Consider the following 16440-nt stretch of genomic DNA (forward strand, 5'->3'; position numbering starts at 1 on the left):
ACGCTGACCACATGTGGTGTTCAAAACCTGGATGATCGCCACCAGGGCGAGCATGACGTACGGGAGCCGCGTCGTAGTCATGGGTTCCGGGCCTTTTCGCTGAGCGAAATCCCGGAATGACGGCGGCTGCTAGCGCAGAAGCCGCCAGAGCCCGGCCGATCTCAATCCCCCAAGCGCCACCACACCATAGATCCCTGCCGCGACGAGGCTGAGGATGGCGAGCGCGATCAGGCGTGGCTCGACAGGGAATCGGATGAGCAGCCCGTAGAGCGGCTCGGCCAGCAGCCGGGCGACCAGCGCGGCAAGGCCGGCAGCGACGCCGACGATCACGATCAGCAGCGGCAAGGCGCGATCGGGGTTGGTCCAGCCGCGCTTCAGCGCCAGGCCGTAGAGCGCGCCGAGATTGATCCAGGCGCCGACGGCAGTGGCGAAGGCGAGGCCGGGCGCGCCATGGCTGCGCCAGAGCAGCAGCTTCAGCCCGACATTGGCGGCGATGGCCGCGAGCGAGACCAGCATCGGCGTCGTCGTGTCGCCGCGCGCCTGGAAGCTCGAGACCTGGGCGCGGATCAGCACGATCGCCGGCAGGCCGATCGCATAGGCGAACAGCACGGCGCCGGCAGCCTGCGTCGCCGCATCGTCGAAGCGGCCGCGCTCGAACAGGGCCGCGACGATCAATTCGGGAATGGCGAGGAAGGCGGCGGCGAAGGGCGCGGCAGCGACCAGGGTCAGCGCGATCGCGCGGTTCTGCGCCGCTTCCGCCTTGGCTTCGTTACCGTTGGCTATGGCGCGGCTCATCGTCGGCAGCAGCACCGTGCCGACACCGATCGCGATCACGCCGAGAGGCAGCTGGTAGAGGCGTTCGGCATAGTACAGCGCCGAATAGGCGCCCGCCGGCAGCAGCGAGGCGATGATCGTGTCGGCGAACAGGGCGATCTGCACGCCGGCCGAGCCGATCACCGCCGGTCCGAAGGCCTTGAGGAAGCCCCTGACCTCGCCGTCGAGGCGCGGCCGGGTCAGCGCCGCCGACACGCCCGCCTGCCGCGCCGCGATCCATAGCAGCAGCCATTCGAGCACGCCGGCGACGGCGACGCCCCAGGCGGCGGCGTGGGCCGCGCTCGGGAACAGGAAGGCGACGAAGAGCGCCCCGATCAGGCAGACATTCAACAGGATCGGGGCGGCGGCCGCCGCGGCAAAGCGATCGACGGCGTTGAGATTGGCCGAGAGCAGCGTCACCAGCGTGACGAAGAGCAGATAGGGGAAGGTGATCCGCGTCAGCGTCACCGCGAGGTCGAAGCGGGCGGGATCGCCAGCGAAGCCCGGCGCCAGCAGCCGGACCAGCTCCGGCATGAACGGGATGGCGAGCCCCGCCAGGACGAGCTGGACGAGGAGGTTGAGCGAAAAGACGCGGTTCGAGAACTGTGCTGCGGCGGCTTCGCCCGATTGCTCGCGGATGCGGCTATAGGCCGGGATATAGGCCTGGTTGAAGGCGCCTTCGCCGAAGATGGCGCGGAAATGGTTCGGCAGGCGCAAGGCCACCGAGAAGGCGTCCATCAGCCCGCTCACGCCGAGCGTTGCCGCCAGCACGGTGTCGCGGAGGAAGCCGGACAGCCGCGAGAGCAGCGTGAAGCCGCTGACGGAGAGGATCTTTCTCAGCATCGCGCCACTCGGGCCCGCCACGGTCGGCGCTCCCCTTTGCAGGTAGCCGCATAGCTGCGTCGCGGGAGATGGTCCAGCACTGGGCTTGCTATGGCGCCTACCCGATCCCGGGCGGCAGCTCATCGCCGCGCGGTTGGGCGTTGTCCTGCTTGCCGAATCCGACCCGCTCGCCGACCAGATAGAGCGGCCGGCGCTTCACCTCGGCGAAGATGCGCCCGACATATTCGCCGATCATCCCGAGCGAGATCAGCTGGATCCCGGAGAAGAACATGATCGAGACGATCAGCGAGGGAAAGCCCGGCAGGTCGGTGCCGAAGAGCAGCGTCCGGACCATGAAATACAGGCCCGTCAGGGTCGCTACGATAGCGATCAGCACGCCGAGCCAGGTCGCAATCTTGAGCGGCACGGTCGAGAACGAGGAGATTCCATCGAAGGCGAAGCTGAACAGCTTGCGGAAGCGGAACTTGCTCTCGCCATGGGCGCGGTCGGCGACCGTGAAGGGCACGCCGGTCGCCCGGAAGCCGACCCAGGCATAGAGACCCTTCGAGAAACGCGCCCGCTCGGGCAGGGCCCGCAGCGCCTCGACCACGCGCCGGTCGAGCAGGCGGAAATCGCCGGCGCCCTCCGGCAACTCGGTCTCGCCGAAGCTGGCGAAGAGCTTGTAGAACGCCTTGGCGAAATTGCGCTTCAGCGCGCTCTCGCCTTCGCGGTCGGTGCGTTGGCCGTAGACATTGAGGAAACCCTCGCGCCATTTCGCCAGGAAGGCGGGGATCACCTCCGGCGGATGCTGCAGATCGGCATCCATGATCACCACGGCGTCGCCATTGGCATGGTCGAGCCCGGCGGCGATTGCGACTTCCTTGCCGAAATTGCGGCTGAACGAGATGGCTTGGATCCGGCTGTCCTGCGCATTGAGGGCCCGTAGCGCCGCCAGCGTGCCGTCGCGGCTGCCGTCGTCGACGCAGACGATCTCCCAGGAGGCGACATGGGCGTCGAGGATCGGCTCGAGCCGCGCGATCAGCGGCGCGAGATTGTCGGCCTCGTTGTAGACCGGCACCACGATCGAGAGCTCCGGCCGTGGAGCGAGGGCCGGCATCGTGGCGGAGGCGGAGCTGGGCGCAATCGCGGACAAGGCTTTCGGGACCTTCGTTGCTCGGCTAGAGCCGGATCCAATCAGATTGAGTCAATCTGATTGGTGAATCCGTCTCTCATTTCTAGTTTAGAGACCGTTTTGCCGATCAGCTTGCGATGCAAGCTGATCGGAACGGGCTCTAGGGCTGTGGAACCAACCGCAGGCTCCATATACCAGCGCTGATGAATAGGGGGTAACAGCCGGCATGACCCGCAGCTTCGTGCTCTGCGCCGATGATTTCGCCATGACCGAGGGTGTCAGCCGCTCGATCCTGGAGCTGCTCGCCGCCGGCAGGCTCTCAGCCACGGGGGCGATGACCAACCGGCCGCACTGGCCGCGCCTTGCCGGCGAGCTTGCGGCCTTTTCCGGCCAAGCCGATCTCGGCCTTCACCTTAATCTGACCTGCGCCGCCCCGCTCTCGCCGATGCCGACCGTCGCGCCATCAGGCACCCTGCCGAGGCTCGGCGGGCTCGCGCCGCTGGCGCTGCGCTCCGGCGCGGCGCGTGCCGAGATTACGGCCGAGATCGCCCGCCAGCTCGACGCCTTCGAGCAGCATCTCGGCCGGGCGCCCGATTTTGTCGACGGCCACCAGCACGTCCACGTCCTGCCCGGCGTCCGCCATCAGGTGCTCGACGCGCTGGCGGCGCGCTATCCCGCCGGCTCGGTCTATCTGCGCGATCCCTCCGATTCGATCGCGGCGATCCGGGCCCGCGGCACCGCGGTCGGCAAGGCGCTGACCGTCGCCGGGCTCGCCATGGGGCTGCGCCGGGCCGCGGCCCGACGTGGCATCCCGACCAATCGCGGCTTCTCCGGTTTCTCGCCTTTTGATCCCGAGCGCGATTTCGCTGACGATCTCGAGGCCTTCCTCATCCGGCCGGGGCCGGCGCATCTGGTGATGTGCCATCCCGGCCATGTCGACGACGAACTCGTCGCGCTCGATCCTGTCGTCGCGACGCGCCCGCTCGAACATGCGGCGCTGATGGCGTTCGCCCCGCCGGGCCTGCGGATAGGCCGTTTCGCGGACATTGCCTGACCTGAGGTCTTGTCGCTGCGCGCGCGGGATGCGTCGACTGCAATCGAAAATTTACCCCGTCCGTTCACCTTGCGGAGTGACGGTCCCGGCAGCCTGGGAATGTCGGTGTCTGGAGTCCGTGGGAAGATGAGCGTGATGGCCTGGTTTCAGTCGCGGGCTCCGCGATCGTATGTGGCCGCGCCGCAGCTCGGCCAGGTCGAGAGGGTGACGCGCTCGCTCAGCAGCCGGATCGCCGGGGCTGCGGTCGCCATCGTCGCCATCGCGATTGCTTTCGTCGTCATTGCCGCCTCCCGCTACAACGAGACCAAGACGCGCGGCGATCTCGAGCAGAAGATGGCGGCGCTGACAGCGATGATCGCCCATGCCGCGCCGCCGATGATCCTGGCGCGCGACACCATCACCCTGACCTACATCCTGGAATCGCTGAAGCGCGATCCCGATTTCGATGCGGGTTTCGTCGCTGACGATTTGGTCGCGCTCGCTTCGGCCGGGCGCAATGACGAGGCGCGGCTATCGTTCACCCCGAACGGGCTCGGCCGGCAGCTCGGCCGGGAAGCCTGGAATCTCCTCGGCGAGCAGGACACGTTGCGGCTTGAGGACAAGACCTATGTGACGCAGCTGCTCTCGGTGAAGGTTGGCAGCTTCAAGAAGCAGATCGGCTATGTCGCGCTGCGCTTCGACAAGACCCGGCTCGTCGCCCGCGCGGCCTGGGAGCAGTTCCTGACGATCGGGATCGGCATCGCCCTGCTCGTCGTGCTCGGGCCGCTGCTCTGGATCTCGCTGTCGCGGACCATGCGGCCGCTGAAGAGCATGACCCGCGCGATCGTCGGCATCTCCGACGGCAAGCTCGACACGCCGATCGACGCGGTTGGCCGCCAGGACGAGATCGGGGCGATCGCCAGGGCGCTCGGCGTGCTCAAGCTGCGCCTCGCCGAGCGGGCGAGCCTGCAGCAGCAGCAACTGACGACCGAGGCGGACCGCCATCGCCACCAGAAGCATGTCGAGGAGGCTATCGCCCTGTTCCGCGGCGAGGTCGGCGTCGCGCTCGAGGCCTTCAAGAGCAATGCTGACCGGATGGGCGAGGCTTCGGACGGCCTGGCGCGGGTCGCGGCGGAGTCGTCCGAACGCGCCGCTCGCGCCGCCCAGAATTCACAAGGCGCGTCGGCCAATGTCGAGAACGCCGCCCAGGCGGCCGAGGAAATGGGCGCGGCGATCCGCGAGGTCGAGTTCCAGGTCCGCCGCGTCCGCACCGAGATCGTCGAGGCGGCCTCGGCCTCCCGCGACACGGCCGGCTCGGTCCAGGCGCTGGACGAGACGGCGCGGGCGATCGGCGAAGTCGTCAACCTCATCCGCGACATCGCCGCGCAGACCAACCTCCTGGCGCTCAACGCGACTATCGAGGCAGCGCGCGCCGGCGAGGCAGGTCGCGGCTTCGCGGTGGTCGCGGCCGAGGTGAAGAGCCTGGCCTCCCAGACCGCCGACGCCACCGATCGAATCGTCAGCCAGGTCGGGGCGATCCAGGGCGCGACCACCGAGGTCGTCGACGCGATCCAGAATATCGCTACCCGTATGGGCGCGATCGAGAGCTTCGCCAATTCGGTCGCGACCTCGATCGAGCAGCAGGCGATCGCCACCGGCGAGATCGCCAGCGGCGTCGCGATGGCGAGCTCCTCGGCCCTCTCGGTATCGAGTGATCTCAGCGTGTTGGCCGACAGCGTCGAGGAGACCGGCCGGTCTGCCGAGCAGGTCCGCCAGGCGGCCGGTGAGGTCTCGGCCCAGGCGATGCGGCTCGATTCGACAGTCGACCAGTTCCTCAAGCGCGTCGCGGCTTGAGCCTTGACCAAACGAGACGGGGCCCCGCAGGGCCCCGTCCGTCTTCATTGATCGATGTGACGATCAGGCCTTGGCGCCGTCATAGAGCTCGGCGACGTAGTCCCAGTTCACCAGGCTCTCCAGGAAAGCCTTGAGATAGTCCGGACGGCGATTGCGGTAGTCGATGTAGTAGGAGTGCTCCCAGACGTCGACGCCGAGGATCGGCGTGCCGCCATGGACCAGCGGGCTCTCGCCGTTCGGGGTCTTGCTGACGGCGAGCTTGCCGCCCTTGACCTCGAGCCAGGCCCAGCCGGAGCCGAACTGGCCGACGCCGGCGGCGACGAAGTCTTCCTTGAACTTGTCGACCGAGCCGAAGGAATCGGTGATCGCCTTCTCCAGCGCGCCCGGCAGCTTGCCGCCGCCATTGGGCTTCATCCACTTCCAGAAATGGAGGTGGTTGTAGTGCTGGCCGGCGTTGTTGAACACGGCGGGGTTCTTGCCATAGGAGCCCTTGACGATCTCCTCGAGAGACTTGCCCTCGAATTCGGTGCCCTTGATCGCGTTGTTGCCGTTGTTGACATAGGCGAGGTGATGCTTGTCGTGGTGGTACTCCAGCGTCTCCTTCGACATAAAGGGCTGGAGGGCGTCATGCGCATAGGGAAGATCGGGCAGGGTAAAGGACATGGGGCCTCTCCTTGGGCTGTCGAAATCGCGACGTGAGAATGGCTGCAATGACGCAACGCTTGGGCAATGATTGCCCGGCGGAACACCCGCCATTCGCCTGTTAGTTAAGCCCCTCGGCCGGCAGCGGCAACCGCCGTGGCCCGAGAAATCCGGCACGGCCAGCCAGCGTTCCGTTGGGAGGGCCGGCGCAGGCCGTTTGGTTGGCAATACCGGATGGTATCGATAGGTTAACCGCCGAGGCGGCAAGCTGTCGCAGCTCGTCTCGCCCCAAAGGAGCAAGCGTTGGTCAGGCTTTTCGTGGTTCTCGGGTTCGCGCTGCTGGCGGGCGGTGCCTATGCCATAGTCGATGGCTGGCCATATCGCGTCCTGGAGAGTGGCTTCACTGAGGTCATCCTCGGAGGACTGTCGGTGGTCGCCGGCTTGATCCTGCTCGCGCTCGCGGCGGTTCTCGCCGAGGTCCGCCGTCTCAAGGGGCTGGTCAGCGGCGCCGTGGCGGCGGTGGCACTGTCCGAGCCGCGTGTCTCCGAGCCGCATCTCGCCGAGCGTCCGGTGCCGGCCACCGCGCCTTCGCCTGCGGAGCCAGTGCTCGAGAAGGCGCCGGCGCCCGATGCCGGTTCTGTCGGCATCGCGACCACGCTGGCGGCCGGAGCCGGTGCTGCTGCAGTGGTCGGTGCGCTGACCAGCCTCGGCAAGGCTGAGGATAACCCCGACGAGAAGAAAGCAATCGAGGCGGCGGACGCCGCCGACAGGGCAGAGGGCGACGAAGGAGCCCGTTCCGCTCGTGCCGAGCCGCTCTCGACCGTCCTCGCCGAACCACCCCAGTCGCCCGCCGCCACGGCCGGCGACATCGATGACTGGCTTTTGCCGCCGGTCGCGCCGGTGTTCGATCTCGCCCCCGCGGATGTTCGCCCGGACGAGCGGGACGAAAACGATGAGGCGGACGAAAAGGCCGAGGACACGCAGGACAAGCGCAAGCCCCTGGACACCGTCGATATCGACGAGGCCTCGCACCCGACTGACGAGAAGGTCGATGACGCCGCCGAACCGGATGCTGCGGTCGATAAGCCCGAAGCCGGGCTGGGCGAGGATGAGCGCGACGATGCCCCCAAGCCGCAGACCGCGCCTGCGGCGAGCTCTGAGGAACAGCTGTGGTGGCCGCGGATCGATCACTCCGCGCGGTCGGAATCGTCTTCATTGGTCGACGACGAATTCAACGCGCTGCGCGATCAGCTCGCCGGGGTCGTCAATGCGCCGGAGGTCGCGCCGCCGCGGCGCGACCGTGATGACAGCGATGCTGCCGAGAGCTGGATAGCGCCGCGGCCCTGGCCGCCGGTGACGCAGCCGCGCGATCCCGGTGCCCTGGGCGAAGTCGAGGCCGAGGTCGCCGAGAAGGCGCCGTCTGAGGAGGCGAAGGGCGAGCCCGCTCCCCTGGTGGATGAACCTTCGCAGCCCGACCCGGAGCCGGAGTTGGCTGCCGAGTCAGCGCTTGCGACGGTAGACGAGTCGTCTGTCGATACAGCCGAGCCATCAGCGGCCGAAGCCGAGCCGGACGGAGCTCCGCCGGACGAAGAGCCCGCGGCGTCCAATGAGGGCGTGATCGGCGCCTATCAGGTCGGCGAGACGCAGTTCACCATGTTCGCCGACGGCTCGATCCATGCCCGCACGCCGGATGGCGACTATGTCTTCGCCTCGATGGACGAGTTGAAGACCTATCTCGCCAGCGAGAAGTCGCGGCTCGAACCGGGTGTATCATCCGCCTGAATCCGCATCAGATTGCCGTTCGTCCTTAATCGGACGGCGATCACCTTCGTCGAAGCATCGGATTCCTACGCTGAGGTGCTCAGCGGGACGTCGCAGCACCCGGCTGCGCCGTGAGGACGGCTTCGTCGCTGTCACCGTGTGTCGGGCCGTTCCGGGCGGCCGATGCGTCCGGAGGTGTCACGGTGGCGGGGCCGCGGGCTCGCACATTGGCCAGGCTGCCCTTGAGCGCGGCTTCCAGCAGCGCCTTCATGTCACCGTCCGGACCACCGAAATATCTGCGGGTGACGGGGTTGGCCGTCAATTGCATGCCCCAGATTCCGCGACTCTGCCGGTCGATGATCACGACCAGCTTGTTGTCGCCGCAGTCGTGCGGCTGGCACAGCTCGGCAACTGTCCAGCTTTTCCCCGACGCATCCCGCATGACGACCGGCGCCGATCCCACGCCGCCCAGACCCGGAATCCATTGGTCCCATTTCTTGAAGCTGGCCCCCTTGATCGCTTGCGTCCATTTCGCCTTGATCCAGGGTTCCTTCATCAGATCGGATGGATGCTCCTGGGAAAACGCTGCCGCCGGAAAAAGGCATGTCAGCAGGATCGCTATGAATCGAAGCATGGAGCGGGCCTGAGCTGGGCTGAAGTCTTCGCAGATGATGCATGCAGCCGGCACCATGTCCAGACGATGCTCGGCATGGCACTTCCGGGCAGGAACTGCGCTCAGCTCGATCCAGCGGCATCCCAGCCCCCGCCGGCCGCCGTGATGGCGAAGGCATAGGCGAGGGCGGTCTCCTTCATCGAATCAAAGCGTCCGGCCGCGCCGGCATGGCCGGCGTCCATATTGGTGTGCAGCATGATCGGGCCGCCGCCGGTCATGGTCGCGCGCAGGCGCGCCACCCATTTCGCCGGCTCCCAATAGGTCACGCGCGGATCGGCCAGGCCACCCGTCGCCAGGATCGGCGGATAGGCCTGCGCCTTGACGTTGTCATAGGGCGAATAGCCCAGGATCGTCCGGAAGGCGGCGACGTCCCGGATCGGGTCGCCCCATTCCGGCCACTCCATCGGGGTCAGCGGCAGGCTCTCGTCGAGGATGGTGTTGAGCACGTCGACGAACGGCACCTCGGCGATGATGCCGGCGAACAGCTCCGGTGCGAGATTGGCGACCGCGCCCATCAGCATGCCACCGGCGCTGCCGCCCTCGGCGACGATGCGGCCCCGGCTGGTGAAGCCCTCGGCTGCGAGCATTTCGCCAGCGGCGATGAAATCGGTGAAGCTGTTGGGCTTGTTCTGGCGCTTGCCGTCGAGATACCAGCCCCAGCCCTTGTCGGTGCCGCCGCGGATATGCGCGATGGCGTAGACGAAGCCGCGATCGACCAGGCTGAGCGGACGCGTCCGGAACGAGGCCGACATCGCCGCGCCATAGGAGCCGTAGCCGTAGAGCAGGCAGGGCGCCGAGCCGTCGAGCTTGAGATCGCGCCGATGCAGCAGCGAGACCGGCACCCTGGCGCCGTCCTTGGCCGTCGCGAAGATGCGGCGCACGACGTAAGCCTCGGCATCGTGGCCGGAGGGCACCTCCTGGCGCTTCACCAGCGTGCGCTCGCCGGTCGCGAGGTCGTAGTCATAGGTCTCGGCTGGCCGCGCCATCGATGCGTAGATGAAGCGCAAGCGGTCGGTTTCGAACTCGTAGCCGGCGTCGACGCCGAGCCCATAAGCCTCCTCGTCGAAGGCGATGCTGCTTTCCGTCCCGCTCTCGAGGTCGCGGATGACGATGCGCGGCAGCCCCTCCTCGCGCTCCAGGCGGATCAGCCGGCCAGCGAGGCAGATATGGCTGAGGATGAGCCGGCCGCGCTTGTGCGGCACGAGATCGACCCAGTTGGACGGCGAAGGATCGCTGAGCGGCGCACGCACGATCTTGAAGTCTTCGGCGCCGTCGGCATTTGTCAGGATCAGCAACTCGTCGCCGTGATGCTCGACGCTATACTGGCGGCCCGCCAGTCGCGGCGCGACCAGCCTGGGCTTGCCCGCCTTGTCGGCGAGGTCGACCAGGCTCACCTCCGAGGTCTCGTGGTCGCTGCTGGAGATGAGCAGGAGCCGGCGCGACTGGGTCTGGTCGATATCGGCGAACAGGCCGGGATCGGTCTCCTCATAGAGCAGTTCGTCCTCGCTCTGCGGCGTGCCGAGCCGATGGCGCAGCACACGCGTCGGGCGGTGGTCGTCATCGAGGGCGACATAGGTGAAGGCGCTGGAATCGGCTGCCCAGATCATTTCGCCTGAGGTATCGGCGATCGCGTCCGGCAGGTCCTGGCCTGTGGCGAGATCACGAACCCGGATCAGGAACAGCTCCGAACCGGCTTCGTCGGCGCTCCAGGCCAGCAGGCGGTGGTCGGGACTGTGCTCGGCGTCGCCGAGATCGAAGAACTCCTTGCCCTCGGCCAGCGCGTCAGCGTCAAGCATGACCTGTTCGCGGCCGGGCTTGCCGCCTTCGTTCGCCTGTGGCTTGCGGCAGATCAGCGGATGCTCACCGCCACGCCGATAGCGGCTGTAGTAGAGGAACGGTCCGTCCGGCTGGGGCGGCTCGCTGTCGTCCTCCTTGATGCGCCCGCGCATCTCCTTGATCAAGTCGCGCTGGAGTGCTTTGGTCGGCGCCATCAATGTATCGCACCAGGCGTTTTCCATCTCGATATGCTTGCGGATCTCGGCTGGCAGCGTATCGGGATCGCGCAGCACGTCGCGCCAGTTCTCGGCGCGCAACCAGGCATAATCGTCGTTCAAGGTGACGCCGTGGACGACGCGGCTTTGCGGACGGACCGCGGCAATCGGCGGCGAGGCGACCTTGCTTCGGCTAGTCATACTTGGTTCCCAGGCTCGGTTTGATCATTTCCAAGGAGGCGATCGATATAGCGATCGTCCTATCTTTGCCGATGACGACAGGTAGAGGTCGGGGTAGACACTGACAAGGACAACTTTTTGGCGCAAATGCTGCAGCGCAAAGCGTCATGGTTACGATCTAAGCTCGCAAAATAAGCAATAATATGTCTCGATGAATGTATTCGAATCCTTGTCCAGCCACTTGCGATATTGAAGCGTATGGCTTAGACGAGTGCCGGCTGGTCCGTTTTGCATGATTCTATTCCGGCGGAAATTCGACCGTTCGTCGGCGGCGATCAGGGAGGGCGCTCGCGCCTGGAAACAGAGCTGGGCGCAGTCACCGCTATGACCGGTCAATATAACAATGGAGCAACGCCATCATGGCTGACCAAGACGGTTCCGATTTCATCGAGCTCACGGCAGATATCGTTTCCGCCTACGTGTCGAACAATTCTGTCCCGGCATCGGACTTGCCGTCGCTGATCAGCGACGTTCACGCCGCCCTCAATCGTGTTGTCGGCGGTGCCGCCCCGATTGTTCCGGTCGAGGCACCGAAGCCTGCCATTGCGGTGAAGAAGTCGATCACGGCCGACTATCTGATCTGCCTGGAGGACGGAAAGAAGTTCAAGTCGCTCAAGCGTCATCTGCGCACGCAGTACAACATGTCGCCCGAGCAGTATCGCGAGAAGTGGGGCTTGCCGCCCGATTATCCGATGGTCGCGCCGAACTATGCCGAGGCGCGCTCGCAGCTTGCCAAGAAGATGGGTTTGGGCCAGCAGCGCCGCAAGCGTCGCTGAGTCACAGCAGACCAAGCTGCATCACCGCCTATGCAGTGAAGCCGCCGGATTGCCGGCGGCTTTTTCTTTTGGGGCCACCTCCCTTCGCCGATGGCTTCGGGGCGCTGTGCGCCAGGTGCCTTCCACCCAAACATGTCAGGAGCCTGTCGGGATGGGCGACTTCAGGCTTGCAGTGAGGAAGTGTAGGAATATATACCTGTAAGCGTCGCGGTTGAATTCGGGGAGGCAATGCCCGTAATGGAACATATCATGAACATGATGATTGCCAAGCGGTCAGACGTGATGCGGTGGAGGGCGCCGGCGAGCTTGGTCGAAGCCGCGGTTTGCGGCGCGATGGGCCTGCCTGCCGGGGTCCTTCGAACCGGGCGCGGCCAGCGCCGGGTCGCTTTCGCCCGCCAGCTCGCGATGTATCTGACCCATGTCGGCTTCGGCCTGACTTTGACGCAGGTCGGCGCCTGCTTCGACCGCGACCGTACCACCGTGCGCCATGCCTGCGCCCTGGTGGAGGACCGGCGTGATCAGCCGGCCTTCGACCTCGCCGTATCAGCGCTCGAGACAGGGCTGGCGCATTTCGCCTTCGGCCTGCAACTGGGTTTAGCCTCGGAGTCTGCATGATGAGCGCTGACGATCGCGACCAGTCGCCATCTCGCCTGCTGCGGCATCTGAGCGAGCCGGGCGCCTATGGCGTCGAATCCCCGCTCGGCTGTGGCCGGATCGCGCTCTATCGCCGGGGTGCCGGTGGAGCCACGCTAGGGGCCGGCTATGTCGAGGCCGCCGAGGCGCAGGCCCTGGTCGCGGCCGGCTTCGCCGGCTGGATCACGGAAGCGGGCAAGCGCCGGTTGCGCCTTGCCGACGCGGAGCCCGACAGGCCGCGGGCGACCGCGACGATGATGGTGGACGGGCAAGCGCAGCAGGTCGTGCTGGACGAGCGCGAGAGCCCGCTGCTCTGGCTCCATCGCCGTCCGGGCAAGGACGGGCAGCCGCAGATATCCGCCGTCGAGTTCGCCGCCGGCGAGCGCTTTCGTGCCGATCTGACCCTGGCGCAGATGCTGCCGCGGGTGACGGTCAACTGGGATGCGGGCCTTGCCGCCGGCACCCATGCCGCGGTGCGCGGGCCGGCGGTAGCCTCCGATTCCAGCCTGGCGGCGCGCCAGCGCGTGCGCTTCGCCTGCAAGCGCCTCGGCCCTGAACTGTCGGGCCTGGCGATCGATGTCTGCGGTTTCCTCAAGGGGCTCGACCAAGTCGAGCGCGAGCGCAAATGGCCGGCGCGCTCTGCCAAGGTCGTGCTCCGGCTGGCGCTGTCGGCGCTGGTCGAGCACTACGGGCTCGGCGCAAAGCAGGAACGACTGGTGGGCAATGCCTGGCGCGCGTCGGATGCGCGCCCGACGATCCAGGCTCCGTCGGAACCTCGCGATTAGGCGAGCGCCGCGCGGGCGTCGTTCTTGATCCGCTCCATCATGGCGCGCACGCCGTTCGAGCGCTGCGGCGTCAAATGGGCGGCGAGGCCGAGGCGCTCATAGATCGCGAAGGCGTCCGTCGCCAGGATCTCCTGCGCTGTGTGGCCGGAATGGATGGCGATGGCGAGCGCCACCAGCCCGCGCACGATATGCGCGTCGCTGTCGCCGCGGAACGAGAGGCGCGTCGCCGCGCCGGGACCGCCCTCGCTCTTGGTCTCGAGCCAGACCTGGCTGGCGCAGCCACGCACCTTATTGGCGTCGTTGTGTGCCTCTTCAGGCAGCGGCGCCAGCGTCCGGCCTAGCTCGATCAGGTAGCGATAGCGATCGTCCCACTCGTCAAGCAGCTCGAAATTGGCGACGATCTCATCGAGGCTCTCGCTCATGAATTCCGCTGTCGGCCTCCGGCTCATCCCGCCGGCCCTGGGGCGGGGATGGCGAAGCTCTTCGGCCTGCCGCGCGGCGAGGTCAAGCCTCAGCGGTGTCGCGGCGACGTTTCGCTGCTGCGGGTTGCGGCGCTCGCGGCCAGGGCTAGCACCCGGGCGCGCGTCTCCGGCTCCAGTCCCGCCAGGACTTCCGCGGCTTCGCGTATGCTGGCAGCGCCTTGCAGCGCCGCCTTCGGATCGATCTTGGCGAGGATGGCGATCGCCGCCTTCGCATCGATCATGAGCGCATCGGGCTCGCTCTTCGTGCCATACACGGGCGAGTTCAGCGCGATCACGCCGACGATCGCCATGCTGCGCAGAAGATAAGCCATCTTGGTCCCCATCCGGTTGCGGGCTCCCAAGCCCACGGACGAGCGAACCATAACGCCTGGGTCGAAAGATCGGGTGTCGGCGACAGCATCGATTTGAATCAAAGGCGGTGTCTCCTCTTCAGCTTCCATTCACCTTGCCGCGAACAACAGCCTGGCGCGGGCAAGCGCGCTGCGGGTCTCGCAATTCATTGAAAAGAAAAGTCTATTTGTGCTGTCGTCGGCAAAAGGCCCGGTTTCCGGCGCTCTCGCCTTAAGCCCCGCTTAAACGGCAGCCGCGAGGATCGGCTCAACAAGGCGAGGCGAAAGTGCCGACGGCCGGCAGAGGTGCGCGTTGCGGTTTTCCAATTTGATGACGGCGGTGAGGGCGCAGGTCGCGGCGATGGTCCATCCATCGGCGCTGGCCGATTCGCTCGAACGCATGCGTCATGAGCGCTTCATGCTGAGCAGGCTGGCCGCTTCGGTCGCGGCGCTCAGCCTGATGCCGGCCTATATCGCCTGGCGCGGCCGCATCGGCGCGCTCGAACTGCTCGTGCTCGTCGCCATGGCGATGCCGCTGCTGGCGGTGTTCCTCCTCTCTCGCACCGGCCGGCTGGATCTCGCGCATTGCCTGTCCGGCGCGGCCCTGACCTTGCTGGTCACCACGCTCGCCTGCCTGACCGGAGGCGCTGCCTCGCCGCTGCTGCTCTGGCTGGCCGCAGTCCCCGCCGAAGCGATGTTCTTCGGCTCCCGGCCTTATGTGGCGCGCGCCAGTGCGCTCGCAGTGATCGGTCTCGGCGTCGTCGTCGCCCTGCAGGGAACCGGGATGATCGCGGAGCCGGCGCCATGGACCTGGCAGGCGATGCCCGTCTTCGCTGGCGTCGCGATCCTGCATGCGGCGCTCATCACGGTCGGCTTCCTCTATCGCCGCGATGACGAGTTGCGTGAGCATCGGGCTTCCGATGCGCGTGCTCAGTTGATGCTCGAGCATGTCGGCGATCTCGTCACCTGGCATGATGCGGCCGGGTCCGTCGTCTTCGCCAACGAAGCTGCCCGCAACCTGACCGGAGCCGAGCCCGCGGGGCTCTTCGGCCGCGGCCTGTTCGAGCGCGTCCACATTGCCGACAGGCCGCTTTTCCTGAAGGCGCTGAGCGATGCCGCTCATGGCAGCGGCCGGGCCACCGCCTGCTTTCGTGTCCTCTTCGTCCCGGCGGGAGCCGATGGGCGCGCCAATGCGAGCCCGGTCGTCCGCTGGCTCGACCTCAGCGCACGGCGCATCGAGCAGTCCGGCCCGCACGGCGCCGCCGCCGTCGTCTGCGTCAGCCGCGACGTGACCGACCGACATGCGATCGACGAGGAGCGCGAGCGCAATCGCGTCGAGGCGGTCAAGTCGAGCGACGTCAAGGGCCAGTTCCTGGCGACGGTCAGCCATGAGCTGCGTACCCCGCTCAACGCGATCATCGGTTTCTCGGAGATGCTGAGCGGCGATCTCGCGGTTTCGTTCAGCCAGGCGCAGCGTCAGGAGTACGCCAGGATCATTCATGATTCCGGGCAGCACCTGCTCGACGTGGTCAATACGCTGCTCGACGTCTCGAAGATCGAGAGCGGCGCGATGACGATCGAGCAGGATGCGCTCGACATGGCCGAGCTCGCCGAGGATTGCTGCAATGTTGTCGCGCTCAAGGCCGGCAGCGGCACGGTCGCGCTCGAACGCGTCGTGGGTCCGGACCTGCCGCAGCTGCTCGGCGACCGGCGCGCCCTCAAGCAGGTGATGCTCAACCTGCTCTCGAACGCGATCAAGTTCACGCCGCCCGGTGGGCGCGTCACGCTCGCTCTGGTGCGCGACGGCGGCATGATCGACCTCTCGGTTTCCGATACCGGCATCGGCATCGCCGCCACCGACCTGCCGCGACTGGGCGATCCCTTCTTCCAGGCCAAGTCCTCCTATGACCGCGCTCACGACGGCACGGGCCTCGGCCTGTCGGTGGTGCGCGGCCTTGTCGGCCTGCATGGCGGCACGCTCACCATCGAGAGTGCACCGGGCATCGGCACCCGCGTCGGCGTGCGCCTGCCGATCGGCGGCGTCGCCGCCGCGAGCGAGCCGGCCCGCATTGCGACCTTCGCCCGCGCCCCGCGCCGTGGCCTCGACACCAAGCAACCCGTTCGTCTGACCGCCTGACCCGAGAGCTCAAGACCCATGTCAGCCACGCTTGCCGCCCGTGCCCGCTCCGATGCGACGCTGTCGATGCCTGTTCGCCGTCCGGCCGGCCGGCGCGCCGCCCCGTCGATGCCGACGCGGCTGCTGCGCTGGTTCGCTCGCCGTCCGGGCCGGGGCCTCATCGTGCTGCTGTTCGCGGCGGTATCGGTGCTGATCGTCCTGAATGCGGTGCTGTTCCAGAAGGGCCGTCATCCCACCCCGATGCTGTCGCCGCCCTCGCAGTCTGCTGCGCGACCGGCCGAACAGCGCCGCGTCGAGACGCCGGCCGTCGCCGAGCCTGCGCCCGCCCCGCAGGCGG

14 protein-coding genes and 1 pseudogene are annotated in these 16440 nt (G+C 67.0%); 8 read left to right on the forward strand and 7 right to left on the reverse strand.

Annotation, left to right across the window (positions count from 1 at the left end):
* Nucleotides 1-129: 129 nt before the first annotated feature.
* Together murJ and CXY91_RS02030 are read right to left on the reverse strand one after the other, a co-directional pair.
* Nucleotides 130-1656 carry a murein biosynthesis integral membrane protein MurJ gene (gene murJ / locus CXY91_RS02025; RefSeq protein ID WP_100959100.1) on the reverse strand — a complete coding sequence of 509 codons (1527 nt, stop codon included), beginning with the start codon at nucleotides 1654-1656 and terminating at the stop codon, nucleotides 130-132.
* A gap of 97 nt (nucleotides 1657-1753) precedes the next feature.
* Complete coding sequence (locus tag CXY91_RS02030; RefSeq protein WP_100959113.1) at nucleotides 1754-2752, reverse strand: glycosyltransferase family 2 protein; 999 nt, start codon at nucleotides 2750-2752, stop codon at nucleotides 1754-1756.
* A 241-nt stretch (nucleotides 2753-2993) separates the two neighbouring features.
* Between CXY91_RS02030 and CXY91_RS02035 the strand changes: the two genes are divergently transcribed.
* A complete protein-coding gene (locus CXY91_RS02035; RefSeq protein WP_100959101.1) occupies nucleotides 2994-3821 on the forward strand; it encodes a ChbG/HpnK family deacetylase in 828 nt (275 codons plus the stop codon).
* A 171-nt stretch (nucleotides 3822-3992) separates the two neighbouring features.
* On the forward strand, nucleotides 3993-5654 hold the full coding sequence (locus CXY91_RS02040; protein ID WP_158673230.1) for a methyl-accepting chemotaxis protein: 1662 nt from the start codon (nucleotides 3993-3995) through the stop codon (nucleotides 5652-5654).
* 63 nt (nucleotides 5655-5717) lie between these two features.
* Here CXY91_RS02040 and CXY91_RS02045 read toward each other — a convergent pair whose 3' ends face one another.
* Complete coding sequence (locus CXY91_RS02045; RefSeq protein WP_091831660.1) at nucleotides 5718-6317, reverse strand: superoxide dismutase; 600 nt, start codon at nucleotides 6315-6317, stop codon at nucleotides 5718-5720.
* Nucleotides 6318-6599: 282 nt separating this feature from the next.
* Between CXY91_RS02045 and CXY91_RS02050 the strand changes: the two genes are divergently transcribed.
* Nucleotides 6600-8078: a hypothetical protein gene (locus CXY91_RS02050; RefSeq protein WP_100959103.1), complete on the forward strand. Its 1479-nt coding sequence runs from the start codon at nucleotides 6600-6602 to the stop codon at nucleotides 8076-8078.
* Between the two features lie 79 nt (nucleotides 8079-8157).
* On the opposite strand, the gene CXY91_RS02055 is transcribed toward CXY91_RS02050, so the two are convergent.
* Together CXY91_RS02055 and CXY91_RS02060 are read right to left on the reverse strand one after the other, a co-directional pair.
* The gene (locus CXY91_RS02055) at nucleotides 8158-8748 is read right to left on the reverse strand and encodes an Ivy family c-type lysozyme inhibitor (protein ID WP_100959104.1); all 591 of its coding nucleotides are present in this window, start codon (nucleotides 8746-8748) and stop codon (nucleotides 8158-8160) included.
* Between the two features lie 44 nt (nucleotides 8749-8792).
* Entirely contained in the window at nucleotides 8793-10922 is a 2130-nt protein-coding gene (locus CXY91_RS02060) for a S9 family peptidase (RefSeq protein WP_100959105.1), read from the reverse strand.
* 398 nt (nucleotides 10923-11320) lie between these two features.
* Between CXY91_RS02060 and CXY91_RS02065 the strand changes: the two genes are divergently transcribed.
* The 3 genes from CXY91_RS02065 (at nucleotide 11321) to CXY91_RS02075 (ending at nucleotide 13155) form a co-directional block, all read left to right on the forward strand.
* The gene (locus CXY91_RS02065) at nucleotides 11321-11737 is read left to right on the forward strand and encodes a Ros/MucR family transcriptional regulator (protein WP_091831652.1); all 417 of its coding nucleotides are present in this window, start codon (nucleotides 11321-11323) and stop codon (nucleotides 11735-11737) included.
* 249 nt (nucleotides 11738-11986) lie between these two features.
* Nucleotides 11987-12352: a helix-turn-helix domain-containing protein gene (locus tag CXY91_RS02070; RefSeq protein ID WP_248307316.1), complete on the forward strand. Its 366-nt coding sequence runs from the start codon at nucleotides 11987-11989 to the stop codon at nucleotides 12350-12352.
* Complete coding sequence (locus CXY91_RS02075) at nucleotides 12352-13155, forward strand: DUF6456 domain-containing protein (RefSeq protein ID WP_100959107.1); 804 nt, start codon at nucleotides 12352-12354, stop codon at nucleotides 13153-13155. Before CXY91_RS02070 ends, CXY91_RS02075 begins: the two co-directional genes overlap by 1 nt.
* Here CXY91_RS02075 and CXY91_RS02080 read toward each other — a convergent pair.
* Both CXY91_RS02080 and CXY91_RS02085 read right to left on the reverse strand, forming a co-directional pair.
* Entirely contained in the window at nucleotides 13152-13577 is a 426-nt protein-coding gene (locus tag CXY91_RS02080) for a SufE family protein (RefSeq protein ID WP_091832406.1), read from the reverse strand. The genes CXY91_RS02075 and CXY91_RS02080 overlap by 4 nt on opposite strands.
* A gap of 89 nt (nucleotides 13578-13666) precedes the next feature.
* Nucleotides 13667-14077, reverse strand: coding sequence for a hypothetical protein (locus CXY91_RS02085; RefSeq protein ID WP_158673231.1), 411 nt, complete (start codon nucleotides 14075-14077; stop codon nucleotides 13667-13669).
* A gap of 202 nt (nucleotides 14078-14279) precedes the next feature.
* Between CXY91_RS02085 and CXY91_RS02090 the strand changes: the two genes are divergently transcribed.
* Both CXY91_RS02090 and CXY91_RS02095 read left to right on the forward strand, forming a co-directional pair.
* The gene (locus tag CXY91_RS02090) at nucleotides 14280-16103 is read left to right on the forward strand and encodes a sensor histidine kinase (RefSeq protein WP_158673232.1); all 1824 of its coding nucleotides are present in this window, start codon (nucleotides 14280-14282) and stop codon (nucleotides 16101-16103) included.
* An 18-nt stretch (nucleotides 16104-16121) separates the two neighbouring features.
* A pseudogene (locus CXY91_RS02095) lies at nucleotides 16122-16440 on the forward strand (hypothetical protein); the annotation flags it as partial.

The sequence above is a fragment of the Allobosea sp. FBZP-16 genome (genome assembly GCF_002831785.1).
In the GTDB taxonomy this organism is placed as follows: Bacteria; Pseudomonadota; Alphaproteobacteria; order Rhizobiales; family Beijerinckiaceae; genus Allobosea; species Allobosea lupini.